Annotated in this window: 20 protein-coding genes; 9 read left to right on the top strand and 11 right to left on the bottom strand. The window is 69.3% G+C overall.

All coding sequences use genetic code 11. The annotated features are described in order from the left end of the window. Nucleotides 1–119: 119 nt before the first annotated feature. The 7 genes from BM214_RS03735 (at nt 120) to acs (ending at nt 11316) form a co-directional block, all read left to right on the top strand. Entirely contained in the window at nt 120–299 is a 180-nt protein-coding gene (locus tag BM214_RS03735; protein WP_090483861.1) for a hypothetical protein, read from the top strand. Continuing rightward, a complete protein-coding gene (locus tag BM214_RS03730; protein WP_090483860.1) occupies nt 289–3246 on the top strand; it encodes an ATP-binding protein in 2958 nt (985 codons plus the stop codon). The genes BM214_RS03735 and BM214_RS03730 overlap by 11 nt, the downstream gene beginning before the upstream one ends. Then, a complete protein-coding gene (locus tag BM214_RS03725; protein ID WP_090483859.1) occupies nt 3243–4565 on the top strand; it encodes a sigma-54-dependent transcriptional regulator in 1323 nt (440 codons plus the stop codon). The genes BM214_RS03730 and BM214_RS03725 overlap by 4 nt, the downstream gene beginning before the upstream one ends. Nucleotides 4566–4733: 168 nt before the next feature. Further along, nucleotides 4734–6659 (top strand): putative nucleotidyltransferase substrate binding domain-containing protein, encoded by a 1926-nt coding sequence (locus BM214_RS03720; protein WP_177217569.1) that lies wholly within the window; start codon nt 4734–4736, stop codon nt 6657–6659. Between the two features lie 210 nt (nt 6660–6869). Next, a complete protein-coding gene (locus BM214_RS03715; protein ID WP_090483858.1) occupies nt 6870–7136 on the top strand; it encodes a DUF4212 domain-containing protein in 267 nt (88 codons plus the stop codon). Nucleotides 7137–7152: 16 nt separating this feature from the next. Next, nucleotides 7153–8919 carry a sodium:solute symporter family protein gene (locus BM214_RS03710; protein ID WP_090483857.1) on the top strand — a complete coding sequence of 589 codons (1767 nt, stop codon included), beginning with the start codon at nt 7153–7155 and terminating at the stop codon, nt 8917–8919. Between the two features lie 453 nt (nt 8920–9372). Next, nucleotides 9373–11316 (top strand): acetate--CoA ligase, encoded by a 1944-nt coding sequence (gene acs, locus BM214_RS03705; protein ID WP_090483856.1) that lies wholly within the window; start codon nt 9373–9375, stop codon nt 11314–11316. A 54-nt stretch (nt 11317–11370) separates the two neighbouring features. Here acs and BM214_RS03700 read toward each other — a convergent pair whose 3' ends face one another. After that, on the bottom strand, nt 11371–11967 hold the full coding sequence (locus tag BM214_RS03700) for an NUDIX domain-containing protein (RefSeq protein ID WP_090483914.1): 597 nt from the start codon (nt 11965–11967) through the stop codon (nt 11371–11373). Between the two features lie 93 nt (nt 11968–12060). On the opposite strand from BM214_RS03700, the gene BM214_RS03695 reads away from it, so the two are divergent. After that, a complete protein-coding gene (locus BM214_RS03695; protein ID WP_090483855.1) occupies nt 12061–12357 on the top strand; it encodes a hypothetical protein in 297 nt (98 codons plus the stop codon). Between the two features lie 66 nt (nt 12358–12423). Here the strand turns inward: BM214_RS03695 and kdsB are convergent, their stop codons facing one another. The 7 genes from kdsB to BM214_RS03660 all read right to left on the bottom strand — a co-directional run bounded on the left by kdsB (nt 12424) and on the right by BM214_RS03660 (nt 19632). Next, nucleotides 12424–13191, bottom strand: coding sequence for a 3-deoxy-manno-octulosonate cytidylyltransferase (gene kdsB, locus BM214_RS03690; protein ID WP_090483854.1), 768 nt, complete (start codon nt 13189–13191; stop codon nt 12424–12426). 34 nt (nt 13192–13225) lie between these two features. Next, entirely contained in the window at nt 13226–13423 is a 198-nt protein-coding gene (locus BM214_RS03685) for a Trm112 family protein (RefSeq protein ID WP_090483853.1), read from the bottom strand. A 7-nt stretch (nt 13424–13430) separates the two neighbouring features. Then, nucleotides 13431–14432 carry a tetraacyldisaccharide 4'-kinase gene (gene lpxK, locus BM214_RS03680; RefSeq protein WP_090483852.1) on the bottom strand — a complete coding sequence of 334 codons (1002 nt, stop codon included), beginning with the start codon at nt 14430–14432 and terminating at the stop codon, nt 13431–13433. 5 nt (nt 14433–14437) lie between these two features. Then, nucleotides 14438–16192, bottom strand: a complete 1755-nt coding sequence (msbA, locus tag BM214_RS03675) for a lipid A export permease/ATP-binding protein MsbA (protein WP_090483913.1) — start codon at nt 16190–16192, stop codon at nt 14438–14440. Nucleotides 16193–16236: 44 nt separating this feature from the next. Then, a complete protein-coding gene (locus BM214_RS03670; protein WP_090483851.1) occupies nt 16237–16656 on the bottom strand; it encodes an ExbD/TolR family protein in 420 nt (139 codons plus the stop codon). Beyond that, nucleotides 16653–17282, bottom strand: a complete 630-nt coding sequence (locus BM214_RS03665; RefSeq protein WP_177217568.1) for a MotA/TolQ/ExbB proton channel family protein — start codon at nt 17280–17282, stop codon at nt 16653–16655. Before BM214_RS03665 ends, BM214_RS03670 begins: the two co-directional genes overlap by 4 nt. 82 nt (nt 17283–17364) lie before the next feature. Further along, nucleotides 17365–19632: a DNA internalization-related competence protein ComEC/Rec2 gene (locus tag BM214_RS03660; protein WP_090483912.1), complete on the bottom strand. Its 2268-nt coding sequence runs from the start codon at nt 19630–19632 to the stop codon at nt 17365–17367. A gap of 78 nt (nt 19633–19710) precedes the next feature. Between BM214_RS03660 and BM214_RS03655 the strand changes: the two genes are divergently transcribed. Continuing rightward, nucleotides 19711–20235 (top strand): DUF2062 domain-containing protein, encoded by a 525-nt coding sequence (locus BM214_RS03655; protein ID WP_090483849.1) that lies wholly within the window; start codon nt 19711–19713, stop codon nt 20233–20235. Nucleotides 20236–20244: 9 nt separating this feature from the next. On the opposite strand, the gene lolD is transcribed toward BM214_RS03655, so the two are convergent. The 3 genes from lolD to sfsA are packed head-to-tail and all read right to left on the bottom strand — an operon-like array spanning nt 20245 to nt 22952. Beyond that, the gene (gene lolD / locus BM214_RS03650; protein ID WP_090483911.1) at nt 20245–20949 is read right to left on the bottom strand and encodes a lipoprotein-releasing ABC transporter ATP-binding protein LolD; all 705 of its coding nucleotides are present in this window, start codon (nt 20947–20949) and stop codon (nt 20245–20247) included. 14 nt (nt 20950–20963) lie between these two features. Further along, nucleotides 20964–22211, bottom strand: a complete 1248-nt coding sequence (locus tag BM214_RS03645) for a lipoprotein-releasing ABC transporter permease subunit (protein WP_090483848.1) — start codon at nt 22209–22211, stop codon at nt 20964–20966. A 12-nt stretch (nt 22212–22223) separates the two neighbouring features. Further along, complete coding sequence (gene sfsA, locus BM214_RS03640) at nt 22224–22952, bottom strand: DNA/RNA nuclease SfsA (RefSeq protein WP_090483847.1); 729 nt, start codon at nt 22950–22952, stop codon at nt 22224–22226. Nucleotides 22953–23066: the final 114 nt, after the last annotated feature.

Genomic DNA, 23066 nt, shown 5'->3' with positions numbered 1-23066 from the left:
TTGGCCGGGACGGCCGCATGCTGCATCCTATGTGGCATCCGTTTCCGTCCTCTCCGCCAGCGGGTCCCGGCGCCGGGATCCCCGGCAGGCACAGGCCCAGGCGAATCGCAGCGCAGCCCATGCCGACCCTGGACAAGACCGTCATCCTCTTTTTGACCGGCCTGTTGCTCTTCGCCTCCCCCCTGGTGGGGTGGTGGTCCCGGCCCGGTCTGCCCTGGTTCACCCCCTACCTCCTCTGGGGCGGGCTGATCGGGCTGGGCGCCCTGGCCCACCTGCTGCAGCGGCGTCATGATCTCTGAGATCGGCCTGCTCTACGCCGCCGGGGTGGCCTATCTGGGGCTGCTGTTCTTCATCGCCCATGCCACCGAGCGGGGCTGGCTGCCCGCCGCCCTGGTGCGCCATCCCCTGGTGTACATCCTGTCGCTGGGGGTCTACGCCACCACCTGGACCTACTACGGCAGCGTGGGCTTCGCCCAGTCCGAGGGCTACACCTTCCTCACCATCTACCTGGGGCTCACCCTGGCCTTCCTCCTGGCCCCCGTGCTGCTGGCCCCGGTGCTGCGCCTGGTGCGGGACTACCAGCTCACCTCCCTGGCGGACCTGTTCGCCTTCCGCTACCGCAGCCAGCTCACCGGGGTGCTGGTGACCCTGTTCATGCTCATGGGGGTGCTGCCCTACATCGCCCTGCAGATCAAGGCGGTGACCGAATCGGTATCGGTGCTCACCCAGGAGGCCCCGCCCAACCTGCTGGCCCTGGGCTTTTGCGCCACCCTGGGGCTGTTCGCCATCCTCTTCGGGGCGCGGCACATCACCCCCCGGGAGAAGCACGAGGGCCTGGTGGTGGCCATCGCCTTCGAATCGGCGGTGAAGCTGGTGGCCCTGCTGCTGGTGGGCGGGTTCGCCCTGTTCCAGGTCTTCGGCGGCCCGGCGGGGCTGGGCGACTGGCTGGCGGCCCACCCCCAGGCCCTGGAGGCCCTCAATGAACCGGTGAGCGAAGGGCCCTGGAGCAGCCTCATGCTGCTGGCCTTCGCCGCCGCCTTCCTGCTGCCGCGCCAGTTCCACATGCTCTTCGTGGAGAACATGGACCCCCGCGCCCTGCAGGCGGCCAGCTGGGGCTTTCCCCTCTTCCTGCTGCTGCTCAACCTGCCCATCCCCCTGGTGCTGTGGGCCGGTCAGGCCCGGGGCCTGGAGATCCCGCCGGACTACTACGTCCTGGGGCTGACCGCTGGCGATGGCGCCGGCTGGCTGGCCCTGCTCACCTTCATCGGCGGGGTCTCGGCGGCCAGCGCCATGATGATCGTCACCACCCTGGCCCTGGCCGCCATGTGCCTGAACCACCTCCTGCTGCCGGCCCACGTGACCCAGCAGAGCCTGCCCCAGAGCAACCTCTACGGCTGGCTGCTGTGGGGGCGGCGGCTGCTCATCCTCCTCATCATCGCCCTGGGCTACGGCTTCTACTGGCTGCTGGAGTTCAACCAGGGCCTGGTGCAGATCGGGCTCATCTCCTTCGTCGCCGTGGCCCAGTTCCTGCCCGGGTTCATCGCCCTGCTGTTCTGGCCCCGGGCCACCCGCATCGGCTTCATCGCCGGCCTCTCCGGGGGCATCCTCATGTGGCTGCTGGCCCTCATCCTGCCGCTGCTGGAGGCCTCGGGTCTGCCGGGCCTGCCCCTGAACCTGGCCGCCCTCATGGGCGCGGAGGAGGAGAACCGCTGGGCCTTCGCCACCTTCTGGTCTTTGGCGGTGAACAGCGCCCTGTTCGTGTTGGGTTCCCTGCTCTCCCGGCCCACGCGGGAAGAGGCCGAGGCGGCCCTGGCCTGCCGCCGGGAACAGCTGCCGCCGGCCCGCACCGCCGGGGAGGTGCAGAGCGTGTCCCAGCTGGAGACCCATCTGGCCCGGGTGGTGGGGCCGCAGACCGCCGCCCTGGAGGTGGAGCGGGCGCTGCAGGACCTGGACCTGAAGGCCACGGAACGCCGCCCGGCGGAGCTTAGGCGCCTGCGCGGTCGCCTGGAGCGCAACCTCTCCGGACTCATGGGCCCCCTGCTGGCGCGCATGATGGTGGACAACCGGCTGGACGTGGCACCCCAGACCCAGGTGGCCCTGGCGGACAGCCTGCGCTTCGTGGAGGAACAGCTGGAGCATTCCACCGTGCGCCTGCGGGGCCTGGCGGCGGAACTGGACACCCTGCGCCGCTACCACCGCCAGGTGCTGCACGAACTGCCCCTGGGGGTGTGCTCCATCGCCCCCTGCGGCGACATCCTCATCTGGAACCACACCATGTCCACCATCTCCGGCATCCCCGCCGAGGATGCCGTGGGCCAGCCCCTGGAATCCCTGAAAGACCCCTGGGAGGGGGTGCTGCGCACCTTCATCAACGGCGACGACCGCCACCTGTACAAGCTGCAGCTCTCGGTGGAGGGGCGCTACCGCTGGCTGAACCTGCACAAGGCGGCCATCGAGTCCTCCGTAACGGGGGATTCCGCCGCCCACGGCCTGGGGGGCATGGTGGTGCTGGTGGAGGACCTGACCGAACTCCATACCCTGGAGAGCGAGGTGGCCCACAACGACCGCCTGGCCTCCATCGGCCGCCTGGCGGCGGGGGTGGCCCACGAGATCGGCAACCCCCTCACCGGCATCACCTCCCTGGCGCAGAACCTGCGCTACGAACAGGACCCGGCGGAGGTGGAGCTGACCGTGCGCCAGATCCTGGAGCAGACCCGGCGCATCAACGACATCGTGCAGTCCCTGATCACCTTCAGCCATGCCGGTGAGGCGCCGCGTCCCCTGCCGGCGGCGGTGGACCTGCGCGCCTGTGTGGACGAGGCCCTGCAACTGGTGCAGCTGGGGGGCAGCGGGCGCGAGATCACCTGCATCAACGGCGTGCCGCGGGAGCTGCGCGCCCGGGGGAACCAGCAGCGGCTGCTGCAGGTCTTCGTCAACCTCATCAACAACGCCCTGCAGGCCTCCCGCCCCGGCGACCGGGTCACCCTCACCGGCGCGCGCGTCCCCGGCGGCGTGGAGGTGCGTGTGGAGGACGAGGGCAGCGGCATCGAGGACGGCCTGCTGGACCAGATCTTCGAACCCTTCTTCACCACCAAGCCCCCCGGCGAAGGCACCGGCCTGGGGCTTTCCGTGGTGTACAGCATCATCCAGGACCACGGCGGGACGGTCTACGCGGACAACCGCCCCGAGGGGGGCACGTGCTTTCGCATCCGCCTGCCGGCGGCCGAAGAGGAGGTCATGGCTTGAACCGCATTCTCGTCGTCGAGGACGAAACCGTCATCCGCCGCGCCCTGGTGCGCCTGCTGGAACACGAGGGCTATCGCGTGGCCGAGGCCGGCAGCCTGCAGGAGGCCCGGACCCACTGCGGCGAGGCCGCCTTCGACCTGCTCATCTGCGACCTGCGCCTGCCCGACGGCGAGGGCATCCGTCTCGCCGGCGAGCTGCCCGGGGTCCCCGTGCTCATCATGACCAGCTACGCCAGCGTACGCTCCGCCGTGGACGCCATGAAACAGGGGGCGGCGGACTACATCGCCAAGCCCTTCGACCACGACGAGATGCTGCTGTGCGTCGCCCGCATCCTCAAGCAGCACCAGCTGGAGAAGGAGAACGCCCAGCTGCAGTCGGAGATGGGCGAGGTCTACCCCGTGGACGGCATGGTGGGCGAGGCCCCGGCCATGCGCCAGGTCTGCCGCATGGTGGAGAAGGTCTCCCCCACCGACATCACCGTGCTCATCCGCGGCGAATCGGGCACGGGCAAGGAGCTGGTGGCCCGGGCCATCCACAAGAAGGGCCCCCGCGCCCAGGCCCCGCTGATCAGCGTCAACTGCGCCGCCATCCCCGAGGGCCTGCTGGAATCGGAGCTCTTCGGCCACGAGAAGGGGGCCTTCACCGGCGCCGGGCAGACCCGCCAGGGCCTGGTGGAGGCCGCCGACACCGGCACCCTGTTCCTGGACGAGATCGGCGAACTCACCCCCCAGGCCCAGTCCCGCCTGCTGCGGGTCTTGCAGGACGGCGAGATCCGCCGCGTGGGCTCTACCCAGAGCCGCAAGGTGGACGTGCGCCTGCTGGCGGCCACCCACCGAGACCTGGAGTCCATGGTGCGCGAGGGGGCCTTTCGCGAGGACCTCTACTACCGCCTCAAGGTCATGGAGATCACTCTCCCGCCCCTGCGGGAGCGCCGGGAGGACCTGCCGCAGCTGGCCCGCTTCCTGCTGGAGAAGGCCTGCAAGCGCCTCAAGCGCAACCCGGTGGATCTGGACCCGGCCGCGCTGCAGGCGATGCAGGCCCACAGCTGGCCCGGCAACGTGCGCGAACTGGAGAACGCCATCGAGCGGGCGGTGATCCTGGCCGACGGCGAGCCCATCCGCCCCGAACACCTGGCCCTCACCCCGGCTGCGGAGTGCGGCGGGGAAGGCCGCACCAGCCTGGAGGCCTACTTCCGCCGCTTCGTCCTGGAGAACCAGGGACACATGACCGAGACGGAACTGGCCCGCCGCCTGGGCATCAGCCGCAAGGCCCTGTGGGAGCGCCGCAACCGCCTGGGCATCCCCCGGCCCAAGGGGTGAGCAGGCGCGATCCGGACACCCCCGGGTGTTACCTCAGGTAACAGCCGTTACCCGAGGTAACACCCGGCCACCCCTCTGTCCCTGTATGTCCTTGTTTCCTCAGGGAACACCAATCCGGCACGATGCATGCTTTATGTCCCGCATCATCCACGGCGGCGACAGGCCTTGATGCACACGGACCCCCCAAGCGGTCAGGAACGCCCCCAGGGCGTATTGATCCCGGTGATGGAATTCCTGGGGCGGCATTCGCCGTTCGACCAGATGGATCCGGTGCACCTGGAGTTCCTGGCCAAGCGCCTGAAGCTGGTGTTCTACGCCCACGACGAGGAGGTGACCGGCCCCCGCGCCGGCCCGGCGAACCGTTTCTTCATCATCAAGCAGGGCCGCGTCCTGGGGGAACCGCTGGACGCGGACGGCAACATCACCAGCACCGCCTGGGAGCTGGTCCCCGGGGAGTGCTTCCCCGTGGGGGCCCTCATGGGGCGGCGGCCGGTGCGCACCCGTTACCGCGCGGCGGAGGACACCTTCTGCTTTGAACTGGACCGGGAGGACTTCCACAAGCTCTTTCGCATGTCCGGGGAGTTCCAGGATTTCTGCACGCGCCGCCTGGCCAGCCTGCTGGACAAGGTGCGCCGCCAGGTCCAGGCCAGCGCCGCGGCGGGGCTGGGGGGCGATACCTCCCTGAACATCACCCTGGGGGAGCGGGTGCGCCGTGACCCGGTCACCTGCCCGCCGGGCACCCCCATCCGCCGGGTGCTGCAGACCATGGACGACGAACACGTGGGCAGCGTGGTGGTGGTGGATGCGAATCATCGTCCCCTGGGGGTGTTCACGCTGCATGACCTGCTCAGCCGCGTCTCCCTGCCGGAGGTGGGCCTGGACGAGCCCATCGAGGCGGTGATGACCCCGGACCCCATCACCCTGCCCCCCACGGCGTTCGCCTTCGAGGCGGCCATGCTCATGGCGAGCCACGGCTTCCATCATCTGTGCATCGTGGAGCGGGGCCGGCTCACCGGGGTCATCTCCGAGCGGGACCTGTTCTCGCTGCAGCGGGTGGGGCTGGTGAACCTGAGCCGGGCGGTGGGACGCGCGGAGGACGTGGCCACCCTGGCACGCCTGGGGCGGGACGTTCACCTGCTCATCGGGCAGATGATCGCCCAGGGGGTGCGGGTGGATCAGATCACCCAGATCATCACCCTGCTCAATGACCAGGTGACCCGGCGGGTGATCCGCCTCTGTCTGGACGACACGGACCCGGAACTGCCGGAATTCACCTGGCTGGCCTTCGGCAGCGAGGGGCGCCAGGAGCAGACCCTGAAGACGGACCAGGACAACGGCATCCTGTTCCTGCCCCGGGAGGGCATGTCCGTCGAGGAGGCGCGGCAGCGGCTGCTGCCCCTGGCCCAGCGCATCAACCAGGCCCTGGACCTGTGCGGTTTCCCCCTGTGCAAGGGCAACGTCATGGCGGGCAACCCGGAATGCTGCCTGAGCGCAGACGAATGGCGCCAGCGCTTCACCCGCTGGATCGACCAGGGCACGCCGCGCCACCTGCTCAACGCCAGCATCTACTTCGATTTTCGCGTCCTCCACGGCAACCAGGCCGCGGGGGAGGACCTGCGCACATGGCTGCTGGAGAAGACCTCCCAGAACAGCCGCTTCCTGCGCCAGATGGCGGAGAACGCCCTGCGCCTGCGTCCGCCCCTGGGGCTGTTCGGGGACTTCAAGGTCACCTCCGGCGGGAGCCACCCCCGCAGTCTGGACCTGAAGGTGAACGGGGCCACCCCCATCGTGGACGTGGCCCGCATCTATGCCCTCGCCCACCAGGTGCCAGAGAGCAACACCGCCCGGCGCCTGGAGGCCTGTGCCGGGGCCGGGCTGATGAAGCGCGAGGACGTGGCCGCCTGGCTCAACGCCTATCACTACATCCAGCTACTGCGCATGCGCAGCCATCAGGACCAGGCCCAGGCGGGGCAGCCGCTGAGCAATTTCATCAATCCGGAGCGCCTGGACGAGCTGGAGCAGCGCATCCTGAAGGAGGCCTTCCGTCAGGTGCGCAAGCTCCAGTCCCGCCTGGCCCTGGACTACCAGTTATAGGGAGGTTCGCGGACGGGGCCCGCAGAAGGCCCCGGCGCGCCAGGGAGGAATCCCGCCGCGGCCCGTGCCGCGGCCGCATGTTTCAAGGGGAGGATGAGAGGTTCTTACGACAATGCGCTCGACGATGACCAAAAACGGAACGATGGAGGAAGACCGGGTGAAACCGACCCACGCAGTCCACAACAAGACCTTTGTACGGAGGAGTATCCCATGAACACAAAGCTTCAAGAACAGCGAAGCGCCTACTGGAAGGCGAACCTGCGCATCCTCATCGGGTGCCTGATCGTCTGGTTCATCGCCGGTTACGTACTGCCCATCTTCATGGTGGACGTGCTGAACCTGATCTCGCTGGGCGGCTATCCGCTGGGCTTCTGGATGGCGCAGCAGGGGTCGATCTACGTCTTTCTGATGTTGATCTTCTTCTACGCCTGGCGCATGAACCGTCTGGACCGCAAGTTCGACGTCCACGAAGAGTGACACTGGGGGAGACATCATGGATCTCAAACTAATGATCTACCTGGTGGTCGGTGCCACCTTCGCGCTGTACATCGGCATCGCCATCTGGGCCCGTGCGGGCAGCACGGGCGAATTCTACGTGGCCGGCAAGGGGGTCAACCCCGTGGCCAACGGCATGGCCACCGCGGCGGACTGGATGTCGGCGGCCTCCTTCATCTCCATGGCGGGCCTGATCGCCTTCTTGGGCTATAGCGGATCGGTCTACCTCATGGGCTGGACCGGCGGCTACGTGCTCATGGCCCTGCTGCTGGCCCCGTACCTGCGCAAGTTCGGCAAGTTCACGGTGCCGCAGTTCGTGGGCGACCGGTTCTACTCCAACACCGCGCGCATCGTGGCCGTGATCTGCCTGCTGGTGATCTCCATCACCTACGTCATCGGGCAGATGCGCGGCGTGGGCATCGCCTTCTCCCGCTTTCTGGAGGTGGACCTGCTCTGGGGCCTCATCGCCGGCATGGGCGTGGTCTTCGTGTACGCCGTGCTCGGCGGCATGAAGGGCATCACCTACACCCAGATCGCCCAGTACGTGGTGATGATCTTCGCCTATACGGTGCCCGCCATCTTCATCTCCCTGCAGCTCACCGGCCACTTCCTGCCCCAGACGGGCCTGGGGGGCACCCTGAGCGGTCAGGACGGGATGTACCTGCTCAACGCACTGGACCAGACCCTGGTGGACCTCGGCTTCAATGAGTACACCACCAACCGCAATCTCAGCACCATGAACATCTTCCTGCTGACCATGGCGCTGATGATCGGGACCGCGGGCCTGCCCCACGTGATCATCCGCTTCTTCACCGTGCCCCGGGTGCGCGACGCCCGCAAATCCGCCGGCTGGGCCCTGGTGTTCATCTCCATCCTGTACACCACCGCCCCCGCCGTGGGCGCCATGGCCATGTACAACCTGATCGACACCTTCCACCCGGGCGGCGTGGGCAACCCCGAGGCCGCCATGGTCTACGAGGACCGGCCGCAGTGGATGCGCACCTGGGAAGAGACCGGCCTGCTGCAGTTCGAGCAGGAAGGGGACGGCGAACGGGTTCACTACTATAACTACAAGAACCCGCCCGCATGGACCGAGGAAGCGGAACTGGACGGCTACACCGTCGCCAACCTGGACCGCGACATCATGGTGCTGGCCAACCCCGAGATCGCGAGCCTGCCCAACTGGGTGATCGCCCTGGTGGCGGCCGGCGGCATCGCGGCGGCCCTGTCCACCGCGGCGGGCCTGCTGCTGGCCATCTCCTCGGCCATCTCCCACGACCTGCTCAAGGGCGTGTTCATGCCCAAGATCTCGGAGAAGAACGAGCTCATGGCAGGACGCCTGGCCATGGTGGCGGCCATCCTCCTGGCCGGATACCTGGGGCTGAACCCGCCGGGCTTCGCGGCCGAGGTGGTGGCCCTGGCCTTCGGTCTGGCGGCCTCCTCGCTCTTCCCCGTGCTCATGATGGGCATCTTCTACAAGCGGATGAACCGTCAGGGGGCCATCGCCGGCATGCTGGTGGGCATCTCCATCACCCTGATCTACATCTTCCTGTACAAGGGGTGGTTCTTCTTCCCGGGCACCGCCATGCTGGCGGACAACCCGGACGGCTGGCTGCTGGGCATCGCCCCCCAGGGCTTTGGCACCGTCGGCGCGATCTTCAATGTGATCACCGCCTTCGTCGTGTCCAAGCTGACGGCCCCGCCGCCGAAGGAGATCCAGGACCTGGTGGAAAGCGTGCGTGTGCCGCGCGCCGACACGGCCTGACCGAATCGGGACGATCCATCAAGGCAGGGCCCCGCTTCGGCGGGGCCCTTGCCCATCGGGGCAACGGCAGGACCCTTCCCTCAGGCCGTCATGGCCACGGCCTGAGGGAAGGGTCCTGGAAGACGGGACCCAGGCCCGGCGGCCAACGCCGCTCACCGTCATGCACACTGATGCACTCATCCGACAGATCCACCAGGCCGAGGACCGCGCCGCCTGCGGGCGCGCACTGGGCTGGTTTTGGGAAACCGAACCGGCGGATCGACCGCAATCCGGACCCCTGCGGGCTGGTGCACCGCCCCGGCGACGTCATGGCCGGCCCCCGCACCGGGGGCGTGCTGCAGTGATCCGACCCCGGGTGATGGACGAATCTGCTGCAAGGACGCGTTATACTGAGATGTTTGCCGGTCATCGGCCCGTATTCATTCATGTCCATGCATGTGCAGGAGGAGATCCATGTCCGAAGTGAAGGTTCATGAAGTACCCCGGACGTTTGCCGAGCAGGCCAACGTCAACGCCGACCAGTACGAGGCCATGTACCGGCAGTCGGTGGAGGACCCGAAGGGCTTCTGGGCCGAACAGGCGGAGCGGTACCTCACCTGGTTCAAGAAGTGGGACAGCGTCCTGGAGGGTGACTTCGAGGGCGATGTCCGGGTGCAGTGGTTCCAGGGCGGCAAGCTCAACGTGGCCTACAACTGCCTGGACCGGCACCTGGACACCCGCGGCGACCAGCCCGCCCTCATCTGGGAGGGGGACGATCCCGGTGAGGACCGCACCCTCACCTACCGCCAGCTGCATGAAGAGGTGAGCAAGTTCGCCAACGTGCTCAAGGACCGGGGTGTGCAGAAGGGGGACCGGGTCTCCATCTACCTGCCCATGATCCCCGAGGCCGCCGTGGCCATGCTGGCCTGCGCCCGCATCGGCGCCGTGCATTCCGTGGTCTTCGGCGGCTTCTCCCCGGACGCCCTGCGGGACCGCATCCTGGACGCCGAGTGCAAGGTGGTCATCACCTCCGACCAGAGCCTGCGCGGCGGCCGCAAGGTGCCCCTCAAGGGCAACGCCGACAAGGCCATCGCCCAGTGCCCCAGCGTCAGCACCTGCATCGTGGTGCAGCGCGGCGGCGAGCCGGTGGACTGGCACGAGGGCCGGGATGTCTGGTACCACGAGGCCATGGCCGGTGCCAGCGCCGATTGCCCCGCCGAGGAGATGGACGCCGAGGATCCCCTGTTCATCCTCTACACCTCCGGCTCCACCGGCAAGCCCAAGGGCGTGATGCACACCACCGGCGGCTACCTGCTGCAGGCGGCCATGACCCACAAGCTGGTGTTCGACTACAAGGACGGCGAGGTCTACTGGTGCACCGCCGACGTGGGCTGGGTCACCGGCCACACCTACATCGTCTACGGCCCCCTGGCCAACGGCGCCAAGACCCTGATGTTCGAGGGGGTGCCCAACTACCCGGACTTCGGCCGCTTCTGGCAGGTGTGCGACAAGCACAACGTGTCCATCTTCTACACCGCCCCCACCGCCATCCGCATGCTCATGGGGGCCGGCGACGAGCACGTCACCAAGCACCAGCGCACCAGCCTGCGCCTGCTGGGCACCGTGGGCGAACCCATCAACCCCGAGGCCTGGGAATGGTATCACCGCGTCGTGGGGGATGGCCGCTGCCCCATCGTGGACACCTGGTGGCAGACCGAGACCGGCGCCCACATGATCGCCAACCTGCCCGGCGCCGTGGACATGAAGCCCGGCTCCGCCACCCGGCCGTTCTTCGGCGTGCAGCCGCTGCTGGTGGATGACAAGGGCAACGAGATCACGGAGACCCCCGCCGAGGGCAACCTGTGCATCCGCCATCCCTGGCCCAGCATGATGCGCACCCTCTGGGGCGACCACAAGCGCTTCCTGGAGACCTACTTCTCCATCTATCCCGGACTGTACTTTACCGGGGACGGCGCCCGCCGCGACGCCGATGGCTACTACTGGATCACCGGCCGCGTGGATGACGTACTCAACGTCTCGGGCCACCGCCTGGGCACCGCCGAGATCGAGTCCGCCCTGGTGCTGCATCCCAAGGTGGCCGAGGCCGCGGTGGTGGGCTATCCCCACGACATCACCGGCCAGGGGATCTACGCCTACGTGACCCTCATGTCCGGCGAGCAGGGCAGCGAAGAACTGGCCAAGGAGCTGGTGAAGCTGGTGCGGGACGAGATCGGGCCCATCGCCAAGATCAACCTGCTGCAGTTCGCCCCGGGGCTGCCCAAGACCCGTTCCGGCAAGATCATGCGCCGCATCCTGCGCAAGATCGCCGCCAACGAACTGGAAAACCTGGGGGACACCTCCACCCTGGCGGATCCGGACGTGGTCAACGTCCTCATCGACAGCCGCCTCAACAAGTAAGGCGCGCCTGCGGCGCGGTGTCCGCGGTCCTCCGGGCCGGGCGCCGCGCCGCCCCTACCCTCCCCAGGCCTCCCGCAGGTCTTCCCGATGCAACCGCAGCCACTGCAGGGCGATGATGGGCATGGCCGTCTCGATATTGCGGCGGTCCAGCCAGTCGAAGGCCTCGTCCACCGACAGGATATGGGTGCGGATCTCCTCCCCCTCCGCCTCCAGCCCATGGATCCCCCCTTCCAGCTGGGGTAGATCCGCCCGGCCCACGAACAATGAGATGCGCTCACTGGCGCTGCCGGGGGTGGCGTAGTAGTCGTGCACATGGCGCATCTCCCCCAGGGTGCAGCCCGCCTCCTCCATGGCCTCACGCCGGGCCACCGCCTCCGGATGCTCCCCCGGCTCCACGAGACCGGCGATGATCTCCACCAGCCAGGGCCCGTGGGGGGATTCCAGGGCACCGACCCGGAACTGCTCCACCAAGAGCACCCGGTCCCGCACCGGGTCGTAGGGCAGGACGGCGGCCGCGTCCCCCCGCTGGATCAGCTCCCGCTCGATGACCATGGGCTCTCCGCCCCGGAAACGGGCATGGCTCAGGCGCAGGCGATGCAGCCTGAAGAATCCCCGGTAGAGCTCCTCCACATCCAGCAGATCCCAACGCATCATGGCCTGGTCCTCCATCGCATCTTTTCCCGCCCCGGCGGCGGATTCTATCCCCATGGCACCATACCGCGGCGGATGCGTATACTCGGGTCCATGGACACACTACTGCAAACCCTGGGGACCCTGGTGGGCCGCGAGACGGACCTGGAGGGGGTGCGCCTCCAGGTGATCGAGATCCTGGACGCGCCCCCCCTGCCACGGGTGGTGCTGGGGGAGCCCCAGGGCCAGGCCGAGATCCAGGCGGACCAGCACGGCGATCCCCGGCGCCGCACCCGGCGCACCCACACCCTGTCCCTGACGGACGAGGACGGCACGGACCTGAACCCCGTGATCCGCGCCCTGGCGGGTCCTGAACTGGCACGGCGCCTGAAGGAGCAGCTGATCCCCTGAAGGGCCCTCGCCGGGCCGCCCTGGGGGATTGGTTCGGCAGCCGCCGATGGCGCAGCCGGGGACGGGTCAGGGGTTGGGCCGCTTCGCCCCCAGGATCATCGTTACCCGTTCCATATCCTCCCGGGTGTCCACCCCGGCCGGCGGCACCTCCAGGGCCACGTCCACGTGGATGCGGGCGCCGTTGTACAGGGCGCGCAGCTGCTCCAGGCGCTCGATGCGCTCCAGGGCGCAGGTCTCCATGCGGGTGAAGCGCTTGAGATAGCCCACCCGGTAGGCGTAGAGACCGATATGGCGGTGACAGACCTGCAGCTCCGGCGCGGTCTCCATGTCCAGGGCGTCCCGCTCCCAGGGGATGGGGGCCCGGCTGAAGTAGAGGGCGTAGTCCCGGGCGTCGCGCACCACCTTGACGGTATGCGGATCGTAGAGCTGGGCCGCCCGGGAGATGGGGGTGCACAGGGTGGCCATGCTGGCCTCGGGACGCTGCGCCAGGTTGTCCGCCACCTGGCGGATGATCCCCGGCGGGGTGAGGGGCTCGTCCCCCTGGAGATTCACCACCAGGGTGTCCTCGCCCCACCCCCGCCGGGTGGCCACCTCGGCGATGCGGTCGCTGCCCGACTCGTGGTGCACGGAGGTGGGGCAGGCCTGCCCGCCAAAGCCCTCCACCACCTCGAGGATGCGGTCGTCGTCCGTGGCCACCACCACCTCTTCGGCACCGCTGGCCAGGGCCCGTTCGTACACGTGGCGGATCATGGGCGCACCCGCCAGGTCCACCAGGGGCTTGCCCGGCAGGCGCGTGGAGCCGTAGCGGGCGGGGATCACCACCTGGAAACTCACCGCGCCCCCTCCATCACCGCCGTGACCCCGTACATCAGCGGGCGTCCTTCCACTTCTCCACCTCCTCCTCGCTCAGGGTCCGGGCCTCGTCCTCCAGCATCACCGGGATGCCATCGCGGATGGGATAGGCCAGACGCGCCGCGCGGGAGATGAGTTCATCATGTTCCCGGTCCAGGATCAGCGGGCCCTTGGTGACCGGGCACACCAGGATGTCGAGCAGTCGTTTGTCCATGGTCCTCTTACCTCGTGCTGTGGATTCGGTCGACGGCCTGCACCGCCCCCAGGATGGCCTTCCCCAGGGCCGGGTCGGGCACGGCGCTGACGGGGACGAACCAGTGTTCCGGGCCGGCGATGGGACGGCATTTTACGGCATCCTTCTCCGTCATCAGAACGGGCAGATGGTCGCCGAAGCGGATCTCCCCGGGGGTGAAGGCGTGGTGATCGGGAAAGGCATGGGGCACCACCTCCAGGCCGCGGCGGCGGAGCATGTCGAAGAAGCGGGGGGGATGGCCGATGCCGGCCAGGGCATGCACCCGCTGACCGCGGAAGGCCTCCAGCGGCCGGGTGTGCCCCGGATCGGCCAGCGCCAGGGCGGTGCCCCCGGTCAGGGTCATGGCGTACTCCCCGGGCCCGGGCGTGCCCGTGGCGACGCGAAAATCCACCTCCTGCAGGCGCCCCAGGGGTTCGCGCAGGGGGCCGGCGGGCAGGCACAGGCCATTACCGAAGCGCCGCGCCCCGTCCACCATGACGATCTCCAGATCCCGCCCCAGGGCGTAGTGCTGCAGGCCGTCGTCGGCGATGATCAAGTCGCAGGGATGATGCGCCAGCAGGGCCCGGGCGGCGCGGCGGCGGTCCCGGTCCACATACACGGGACAGCCGCTGCGGGTGGCGATGAGCACCGGCTCGTCCCCCACCTGGGCCGGGTCGCTCTGCGGCGTCACCGCCCGGGGACCGCCCCGGGCGCGGCCGCCGTAGCCGCGGCTGACCACGCCGGGGCGATAACCGTGCTCCTGCAGCCAGCGGCACAGCCAGACCACCATGGGGGTCTTGCCGGTGCCGCCCACGGTCAGGTTGCCCACCACCAGCACCGCCCGCACCGGCAGCCGCGGGTGGCGGCGGGCAGACGACGCCTCCAGACGGATCCGGTTGAGCCGGGCCAGGGCGCAGTAGAGGAGCGACACGGGATACAGGGCCAGGGTCACCCCATCCCGTCCTGCCCAGTGCCGCTCCAGGGGGTGCATGGGCTTTACGTACCGGCCGCGGCGGCATCGGCCTGCGGCTCATGGAACTGGAGCTGGTGCAGGCGGGCATAGGCCCCGTCCCGGGCCAGGAGTTCCCGGTGCGTACCCGTCTCCAGGACGCGCCCCGCCTGCATGACGACGATGCGGTCGGCGTTCTCCACGGTGGACAGGCGGTGGGCGATCACCAGGGTGGTGCGATTGCGCACCAGGTTGTCCAGGGCCGCCTGGATCTGGCGCTCCGATTCCGTGTCCAGGGCGGAGGTGGCCTCGTCCAGGATGAGGATGGGGGCATCCTTGAGCAAGGCCCGGGCGATGGCGATGCGCTGGCGCTGGCCTCCGGAGAGCAGCACCCCGTTGTCCCCCACGGGGGTCTGCAGCCCCTGGGGCAGACGCTCGATGAACTCCATGGCGTGGGCCGCCTCGGCCGCCTCGCGGATGCACGCCTCGTCGGCGGCCTCCACCGGGCTGCCATAGGCGATGTTGCCGGCGATGGTGTCGTTGAACAGGGTGACGTGCTGGCCCACGTAGGCGATCTGGCGGCGCAGCTCCGCCAGGCGGTAGCTGCGGATGTCCTCCCCGTCCAGCAGGATGCGCCCCCGCTGGGGCTCGTAGAAGCGGGGCAGCAGGTTCACCAGGGTGGTCTTGCCGCTGCCCGAACGCCCCACCAGGGCCACGGTCTCGCCGGGGGCCACCTCCAGGTGGACATCCTGCAAGACCTCCCCCTTTTCCGGCTCGTAGGCGAAGGAGACCCCCTGCAGGGTGATCTCTCCCCGCGCCCGCGGCAGGGGGCTGGATCCGGTATCCCGCTCCAGGGGCTCGTCCAGCAGGCCGAAGATGTTCTGCCCGGCGGCGATGCCCTTTTGCAAAGTGGCGTTGACGTTCACCAGGCGCCGGATGGGGGCCAGCAGCAGGAACATGGCCGTGACGAAGGAGACGAAGGTCCCCACGGAGACGTCCTGCAGCATGGAATCCTGGGTGGCGAGCCAGACGATCAGGGCCAGGGCGATGGCCACGAAGAACTGCACGATGGGCACGTTACTGGACTGTGTCGCCACCATCTTCATGTGCAAGCGGCGGTTGCGCTCGTTCACCTCCTCGAAACGCGCCTCCTCGAAGTCCTCACCGCCGAAGATCTTCACCACCCGGTGCCCGTCCAGCACCTCGCCGGCCACGTGGGTCACGTCCCCCATGGAGTTCTGGATGCGCCGGCTGATGCGGCGGAAGCGGCGGGTGACCCGGTCCACGGCGAAGACCACCGCCGGGGCGACGATGAGCACGGTGAGGGTGAGGGTGGCATTGAGATAGAGCATCCAGGCCAGCAGCCCCAACACCGTCACCGAGTCGCGCACGAGCACGGTGAGGCTGTCGGTGGAGGCCTGGGCCACCTGCTCCACGTTGTAGGTGAGGCGGGAGATGAGCTGGCCGCCGCTGTTGCGGTCGAAGTAGGCGGCCGGCATGTGCAGCAGGTGCCGGAACATCTGCCCGCGCAACTCCTTCACCACGCGCCGCCCCACCCACTTGATGCAGTAGTTGGCAAGGAACTCCCCCACCCCGCGCACCACGAAGATGCCGACGATGGCGAAGGGGATCCAGCGGATCACGTTCGGATCCTGCTCCACGAAACTGCCGTCCATCAGCGGCCGCATGAGGGCGGCAAAGCCCGTCTCCGTGCTCGCGGTCACGATCATGGCCACCACGGAGACCGCCAGGTAGGGCCAGTAGTGCAGGGAATGGGACAGCAGGCGGCGATAGACGCGCATGCCCGAGACCTCGCCGGGCTCCACTTGGGGGGATCGGGGGGTGTTCACCGGGGATCCTCCTCCAGGGTGGCGATGGACAGGCGGGAGACCCCCAGGCGGGCGGCGGCGTCCATCACCCGCACCACGGCCTGATGAGGCGCGCGGGCATCGGCCTGCACCACCACGGGGGCGTCGGGGTGGGCCTCCAGGGCCCTGGAGAGGGCGGCGCGCAGGGTGCGGGGCTGGGTGTTCACCAGTTCCGCCCCGTCCACGAAGAAGCGGCCCTGGGCGTCCACACCCACCCGCACCCGCTCCCCGGCGGGCGCCTCCTGGGTAGAGTCTGCCCGAGGCAGCTGCAGCTGCATCACGCTGGGGCGGTCGAAGGTGGTGGACACCATAAAGAAGATCAGCAGCAGGAAGACCACGTCGATGAGCGGCGTGAGCTGGATCTCCACCGGCTCGCTGGCTTTGCGGCGAAAATTCACCCCTGGTTCACCTCCGCATCCCCCCGCTCGCCCTTGAGCACCTCCACCAGGCGGATGGCCTCCTGCTCCATCTCCAGCACCAGCTCGTCCACCCGGCCGCGGAAATAGCGGTGGAAGACCAGGGAGGGCACCGCCACGGAGATGCCGGCGGCGGTGGTGATCAGGGCCTGGGAGATACCTCCCGCCAGTTCGCCGGGATCCCCCACCCCCACGGCGGTGATGACGGAGAAGACCTGGATCATCCCCAGCACGGTCCCCAGCAGGCCCAGCAGCGGGGTCACCGCGGCGATGGTGCCCAGGGTATTGAGGAAACGCTCCAGCTCATGGGCCACCTGGCGTCCCGTGTCCTCGATGGACTCCTTCATCACCTCCCGGGAATGCACCCGGTTCACCAGTCCCGAGGCCAGGATGCGCCCCAGGGGGGAGCCCTCGCGCAGGGCCCGCAGGCGGGCGTCATCCAGTTCCCCCGCCTGCAGCCACTGCCAGATCTGCACCACTAGCCGCGGCGGCACCACGCGCCGCCGTCGCAGGGTCCAGAGGCGCTCCAGGACGATGGCCAGGGCCAGGACGGAACAGGCCAGGATGGGCAGCATGAGCCATCCCCCGGCCTTCACCAATTCAAACACGTGGGCTCACCCCGGATGCGGTTGCTGTGGAACGGTTGCCGCGCATGATACTTGATCGGCCGGGGCAAAGGCCAAGGCCGGTTCAGCGGTGCCAGTGCCGCCGCGCCGCATGGCGGTACCCCGGGGCGACCCGGATCCCCTGGGGCGGCACCTCCACCCGCAGCGCCCCGGAGAGGGCGGTATCCAGCAGCGGGATACCCCGATTGCGCAGCCGCGCCCGCACCGCCGGGTCAGGATGACCCGCGCGGTTGTCGAAACCCCGGCTGACCAGGGCCAGCCGCGGCGAGACCGCCTCCAGGAAGTCCGCCGGCAGGGCGCCGCCGGCGCCATGATGGGGCAACACCAGGACATCGGCCTTCAGAGCCTCTCCCGCGCGGCGCAGCAGCACCGACTGCCCCAACCCCTCCACGTCCCCGGGAAGGAGCACGGACCCTCCCGGCCCCTGCACCCGCAGCACACAGGAGGAGACATTGTCATCCCCCCAGTAAGGCGGCGGATGCAGCACCGTGAACGCCACCCCGTCCCAGGACCAGCGTTCCCCGGCGCGGCAGGCACGGCCGGAGAACCGGGACGGATCGCGACTGAGGACCTCGGTCACCGGCAAGTGTGCGCCCAGGCTGGCGGCGCCCCCGGCATGATCCAGGTCCCCGTGACTGATCACCAGCCGGTCCACCCGGTACCGGCCCACATGCCGCAGGTAAGGCACCACCGCCGCCTCGCCCGCATCGAAGCGGGGCCCGAAACGGGGGCCGGTGTCATAGACCAGGGTATGCGCCCGGGTGCGCACCACCGCCGCCAACCCCTGCCCCACGTCCAGGAGGGTGAGCCGGAAGCCCCCCTCCGGGATCTCCGCACGCGGCGGCCACAACAGGGGCAGGATCAGCAGCAGCCCCAGCCAGCGGGCGGGCAGCCCCTTCGGCCCCAGGAGCCAGGCCATCCCCAGCAGGGCGGGAATCACGGTCCAGGCCGGGGCGGTATGGCGCCAATGAGCCCCGGGCAGGGTCTGCAGGAACTCCAGCAGCGGCCAGAGCAGGCCCACGGCCCCATGGGCCAGGTCCCAGGACAGCGCCGCCGCCGGCGCCGATACGGCGGCAAGGGCCGCCCCGGCCAGGGTCAGGGGCACCACCACGAAGCTCATCCAGGGCACCGCCACCAGATTGGCCAGGGGGGAGATGAGCGACCCCTGCTGGAACAGGACCAGGGTCAGCGGCAGCAGCCCCAGACCCGCCGCCCATTGCACCCGCCACCAAACACGTACGCCGCCGGCGGGTCCGGTGCGTCCCGCCATGACGTAGAGGATCACCCCCACGGCGGCGAAGGAGAGCCAGAACCCGGAGGCCAATACCGAACGGGGATCCAGCAGCAGCACCGCCAGCAGGGCCAGGGACAGGGTCTGCACGGGGCGTTGCGTGCGGCGCCACCACAGGGCCCCCAGGGCCACCAGCAGCATCACCAGGGCCCGCTGGGTGGGCACGGAGAATCCCGCCAGGGCGGCATAGGCCAGGGCACAGGCCAAGGCCGCCGGCACCGCCGCCCGCTGCGCCGGCAGGCGCAGGGCCAGGAACGGCACCCGGCGCCAGAGGGCCAGGACCAGGGCATAGCCCAGACCGGCGGTGAGGCCCACGTGCAGACCCGAGATGGCCATGAGGTGGTTGGTGCCGGTGGCGATGAGGGTGTCCCACTGCCCCGGGCCGATGCCCGAGCGGTCCCCGACGGCCAGGGCCTGGAGGATACCGGCGAAGGGGGCCTGGGGGCCCAGGGCCGTGTCGATCCCCGCCGCCAGCGCCCCCCGCAGACGGTTCACCCCGTGGATAGGGGCCCCGCTGTATCCGATACGGTGGGCGCTGTCGGCATCCCGCACGTAGGCGGTGGCGCGATCACCTTGCCGAAACAACCAGCCCTCATAATCGAAACCGCCGGGATTGCGCATCCCCCCGGGCGGGCGCAGCCGCAGGGTCATCCTCCAGCGCTCCCCGGGGGCCAGGGGCGGGGCGTCCCCGTACCAGCCCACCCGTATCCGCCCGCGCCAGGAGGAATCCTGGACGGAGACCGCCTCCAGGGTGAAGCGGGTCACCCGGCCGCGGGTCTCGGGCAGACCATAGATGACGCCGGTGACGATGCGCTCGCTGCCGGCCAGCTCCGCGGGCAGGGGCGGTCCCACCACCCAGTGGGCATGGGCCAGGGCCCAGAGGCACCCCGCAAGCCCCCAGGCCAGCAGGGGCAGGGGCGGCGGTGCCCGGTACAATGGCAGGGCGAGGGGCAGCAGCAGGATCCAGGCGGGGGACGGCAGCTGCCCCAGCCCGTGCAATAGCAAGACTCCGGCCAGGAAGGCCCATGCCCGCAGCGCCATCTCCATTCCCTGGAACCAGTTCCATGCTCCCGCGGGTGGTCCACCCGGCAGGACGGCATCCATACTCTATATCACGCCATGGCCAAAAAGCTCATCAAGGACCTGTTTCCAGACTACCAGCGCATCCGCCAGCACGAGGCCCTGCGGCTGTTCGGGGCCATCCTGCACGATCCCTTCCTGTGGCACCTGAACCGGCGCTCCGCTGCCGGGGCCTTCGGCGTGGGCCTGTTCACGGCCTTCCTGCCCCTGCCCGGGCAGATGCTGCTGGCGGCGGCCCTGGCCATCATGCTGCGGGTGAACCTGCCCATCGCCGTGATGCTGGTCTGGATCACCAACCCCCTCACCTTCGCCCCCATCTATTACGCCGCCTACACCCTGGGGCGATGGGTGCTGGACAGCCCGGCACGGGGCTTCTCCATGGAACTGAGTCTGGAGTGGTTCACCGGCGAGCTGCTGGAGATCTGGAAGCCCCTGGTGACCGGCAGTCTGATCCTGTCCACCGTGGCGGGGCTGGGGAGCTATGTGGCGGTGCGCCTGCTGTGGCGGCTGCATATCCTGCACCGGCTGCGGGAGAGGCGCCGACGGCCCGGGGCGCGGCGCTGAACGAGGGCCTCAGTCCTGCTTCGGCGACAGGCGGCCGTGGGAGAGCAGCAGGATCCGGTCCGTGCGCGCCGCCAGATCCAGATCATGGGTGACGATCACCAGGGCCGTACCCGAGTCCCGGTTGAGTTCCAGCATGAGTTCGAAGATCTCCTCGGCGCGGCCCCGGTCCAGGTTGCCCGTGGGCTCGTCCGCGAGCACGGCCCGGGGCCGGGTGATGAGGGCGCGGGCGATGGCGGCGCGCTGGCGCTCCCCGCCGGAGAGCTCCCCCGGCTTATGGCCGGCGCGCTCCCCCAGGCCCACCCGTTCCAGCAGCGCCCGGGCGGCCTCGGCGGCCCGGGCCGGGGATTCGCGCCGCACCAGCAGGGGCATGGCCACGTTCTCCAGGGCGGTAAACTCCGGCAACAGGTGATGGAACTGGTAGACGAAGCCCAGATGGGTGTTGCGCAGCCGCCCCCGGCGGGTGTCCGAGAGGCCGGCCAGGTCCTGGCCACACACCGATACCGTGCCGCCAGTGGGCAGATCCAGCCCCCCCAGCAGGTGCAGCAGGGTGCTCTTGCCGCTGCCGGAGGTGCCCACGATGGCCAGCTTCTCCCCCGGGGCCACGTCCAGGTCCACGCCGCGCAGCACCTCCACCTGCATCGCCCCCTCGTCGAAGGTGCGGCGCAGGTCGCGGCAGTGGAGGACGGGGGCGGTGTCGGTTTCGGCTTGCGGCATCGGCATCTCGGACCTCATTCGTAGCGCAGGGCCTGGGCCGGCTGCGTGCGCGAGGCGCGCCAGGCGGGATAGAGGGTGGCCACCACGGTCAGGCCGAAGGCCAGCAGGCCCACCTGCAGTACGTCCCGTGGATCCAGGTCCGAGGGCAGGTCGGAGATGTAGTAGACGTCCGCCGGCAGGAACTGGCGCCCCAGCAGGGACTCGATGGCCGGGACGATGGTCTCCACGTTCAGGGCCAGGGTGACGCCGCCGATCACCCCCAGCACCGTGCCCAGCAGGCCGATGACCGTCCCCTGCACCATGAACACCCCCATCACCCCGGGCGGGGACAGCCCCAGGGTGCGCAGGATGGCGATGTCCGACTGCTTGTCCACCACCATCATCACCAGGGTGGATACGATGTTGAAGGCGGCCACCGCCACGATCAGCGAGAGGATGATGAACATCACCGTCTTCTCCGTCTGCACGGCGCGGAAGAAGTTGGCGTGCTGACGGGTCCAGTCGTTCACCCAGAAGCGCCCCTCCAGGTCCGCCGCCAACTGCCGGGCGATGATGGGGGCGCGCATCAGGTCGTCCACCCTCAGGCGCAGACCGGATACGGCATCGTCCATGCGGTAGATGGTACGGGCATCATCCAGGTGCAGGAAGGCGGTGCCCCGGTCGTACTCGTACATGCCCACCTCGAAGACCCCCACCACCGTCAGGCGGCGCATGCGCGGCAGCACCCCCACAGGGGTGACCGCCGCCTTGGGGGTGATGAGGGTCACCCGGTCCCCCAGGCCCACCCCCAGGGCCCGGGCCAGTTCACGCCCCAGCACCACGCCGTAGCCCCCGGCCTGCAGATCCTCCATCTCGCCCTGGATCATGTGTTGCCCCACCCGGGAGACCCGCGCCTCCAGGGCGGGCTCGACGCCGCGCACCAGGGCGCCGCTGACCCGGTTGCCACTGGCGAACATCCCCTCCCCTTCCACATACGGGGCCACCCCCTGCACATGGGGGGCATCGGCCACCTGTGCCATGACCTGCTCCCAGTCCTGCAAGCGGCCATCGAACTCCGACAGGGTGGCATGGGCGGCCATCCCCAGGATGCGCTCGCGCAGCTCCTGCTCGAAGCCGTTCATCACCGAGAGCACGGTGATGAGCGCCGTGACCCCCAGGGCGATCCCCAGCATGGAGATCAGGGAGATGAAGGAGATGAAGTGATTTCGGCGACGGGCCCGGGTGTAGCGCAGGCCGATAAAGAGTTCGAGGGGACGGAACATGGCGCGATTACATCACAGCGCGGGCGGATTGCCTATGGCATCCAGGTCCACGGGCAGGCTCCGCTCCAGCAGGATGGTGCGGGGCGAGACCTGTGCCCCCAGGGCCAGCACCTCCACCCCCGCCGCCGCGGCCCGGCGCAGCCACTGTCCGTATTCCGGATCGATCTCGTCGGCCGGGCGCACCCGCTCCACGTCCGACCGCTGCACGCAGAAGACCAGGGCGGCGCGGTGACCGGCCTCCACCATAGCCATCAGCTCCCGCAGATGGCGCGTGCCCCGGGTGGATACCGCGTCCGGGAACAGGGCCGTATCCCCCTGCACGGCGGCGGTGACGTTCTTCACCTCCACGTAGCAGTCCTGCCCCGCGAGGCTCAGCAGCAGGTCGATGCGACTGCGCTCACGGCCATAGGCCACCTCCCGCCGCACCCGATGGGCCCCGGCCAGGGTGGGCAGACGCCCGGCCTCCAGGGCCTCCACCACCAGGGCGTTGCTGCGTCCGGTATGGATGCCCACCAGGGTGCCGTCCGCCTCCACCAGCTCCCAGGTATAGGCCAGCTTGCGGCGGGGATCTTCTCGATGGCTGAGCCAGACCCGGGCCCCGGGGGTGCAGCAGCCCATCATGGACCCGGTGTTGGGGCAGTGGGCCGTCACCCGGCGGCCATCGTCCAGATACACATCCGCCAGGAAGCGCTTGTAGCGGCGCTCCAGGGTGCCGGGCAGCAGGGGATCGGGGAAATCCATCCAGGTCCTCTTGGGTGAAGGGGCGGCCAGGATCATACCCGTTCCCCGGCCCCGGGGACATGGGCGGGGGATGCCTCCCAGCCGGCTGGTTTCGGCCCCAGTGGGGGGGTGCTA

Source organism: Ectothiorhodospira mobilis, from assembly GCF_900114895.1.
GTDB classification, from domain to species: Bacteria; Pseudomonadota; Gammaproteobacteria; order Ectothiorhodospirales; family Ectothiorhodospiraceae; genus Ectothiorhodospira; species Ectothiorhodospira mobilis_A.
The sequence above is the reverse complement of the archived record's forward strand: the minus strand, read 5'-3'. Positions and strand labels throughout refer to the sequence as shown.

Coding starts and splice junctions, on each gene's coding strand:
- BM214_RS03685 (WP_090483853.1), bottom strand. CDS start 13,423: ATGGACAAACGACTGCTCGACATCCTGGTGTGCCCGGTCACCAAGGGC.
- BM214_RS03735 (WP_090483861.1), top strand. CDS start 120: ATGCCGACCCTGGACAAGACCGTCATCCTCTTTTTGACCGGCCTGTTG.
- BM214_RS03715 (WP_090483858.1), top strand. CDS start 6,870: ATGAACACAAAGCTTCAAGAACAGCGAAGCGCCTACTGGAAGGCGAAC.
- BM214_RS03655 (WP_090483849.1), top strand. CDS start 19,711: ATGGCCAAAAAGCTCATCAAGGACCTGTTTCCAGACTACCAGCGCATC.
- BM214_RS03730 (WP_090483860.1), top strand. CDS start 289: ATGATCTCTGAGATCGGCCTGCTCTACGCCGCCGGGGTGGCCTATCTG.
- lolD (WP_090483911.1), bottom strand. CDS start 20,949: ATGCCGCAAGCCGAAACCGACACCGCCCCCGTCCTCCACTGCCGCGAC.
- BM214_RS03645 (WP_090483848.1), bottom strand. CDS start 22,211: ATGTTCCGTCCCCTCGAACTCTTTATCGGCCTGCGCTACACCCGGGCC.
- msbA (WP_090483913.1), bottom strand. CDS start 16,192: ATGCGCGTCTATCGCCGCCTGCTGTCCCATTCCCTGCACTACTGGCCC.
- BM214_RS03700 (WP_090483914.1), bottom strand. CDS start 11,967: ATGCGTTGGGATCTGCTGGATGTGGAGGAGCTCTACCGGGGATTCTTC.
- BM214_RS03720 (WP_177217569.1), top strand. CDS start 4,734: ATGCACACGGACCCCCCAAGCGGTCAGGAACGCCCCCAGGGCGTATTG.
- sfsA (WP_090483847.1), bottom strand. CDS start 22,952: ATGGATTTCCCCGATCCCCTGCTGCCCGGCACCCTGGAGCGCCGCTAC.
- BM214_RS03710 (WP_090483857.1), top strand. CDS start 7,153: ATGGATCTCAAACTAATGATCTACCTGGTGGTCGGTGCCACCTTCGCG.
- lpxK (WP_090483852.1), bottom strand. CDS start 14,432: ATGCACCCCCTGGAGCGGCACTGGGCAGGACGGGATGGGGTGACCCTG.
- acs (WP_090483856.1), top strand. CDS start 9,373: ATGTCCGAAGTGAAGGTTCATGAAGTACCCCGGACGTTTGCCGAGCAG.
- BM214_RS03695 (WP_090483855.1), top strand. CDS start 12,061: ATGGACACACTACTGCAAACCCTGGGGACCCTGGTGGGCCGCGAGACG.
- BM214_RS03660 (WP_090483912.1), bottom strand. CDS start 19,632: ATGGCGCTGCGGGCATGGGCCTTCCTGGCCGGAGTCTTGCTATTGCAC.